Here is a 748-nt window from a genome sequence, read left to right on the forward strand (position 1 = left end):
CTATGTATGATGACCATTTCATACTTAGGAAGTGAAAAGTTTGGTGGACTAAACGTAATTCCATTTGGTTGGGATATGGTTTTAATTACATGTTTATCTCTTGTGTTTTATAGTTGGGCAATAAAGAGTGGATTCCAAACAGAATATTTGGAACAAGGACAGAAAGTAAACGATGACTTGAGATCAATAGAGGAGAACAACATGGCATCTCAATCGGAAAAAAAGAACGCTGTATAAAATATGAAAAACACTTCCTTGGTTGGCATACTCCAATATGTATGGAATCAATGGAGGTGTTTTTTTATATTTAATAAAAAAAGAAAAAAACGGCTTGCGAGGTGATCCAGCTTATTATTTGAAAAAAGGCTTAAAGAAGCGGTGGATTATTTGCAGTCTCGTGTTTAACGCTGTACAGTCAAATACAATTATTCTTGCCAGAGCCAATTCGTTAATGATACCAACTGTATAAAAATGGATAATTTAAATTAACGAAGCTCGCTAAAAAATTAAATCGCTTTTTCAGTTTTGTTTTTTTTGCCAAATAGTATGTGTAGTCACTGCCATTCTCATATATATAGTAGAACTTCGAAAGTGCTTTTATTTGCTTGTATTGATGAGGGGGCGCAAAAAAGGGGACGGCAAATTTAATTTGCTGTCCCCTTTTTTGGGAATTATAAGAAAGGATTTTTTATTCCTTTTATTTCACACCTGGTTTATCGTCATACCCAGCAGTGAAGATAGCGGCTGC

The 748-nt window shown here is 34.4% G+C and carries 1 pseudogene; it reads left to right on the plus strand.

Features of this window, described 5'->3' with window-relative positions:
• Positions 1-237: pseudogene (locus tag AC1DUW_RS31305) on the plus strand (amino acid:proton symporter); the annotation flags it as partial.
• Positions 238-748 lie beyond the last annotated feature (511 nt).

It is taken from the genome of Peribacillus sp. P4_C12 (assembly GCF_056402095.1).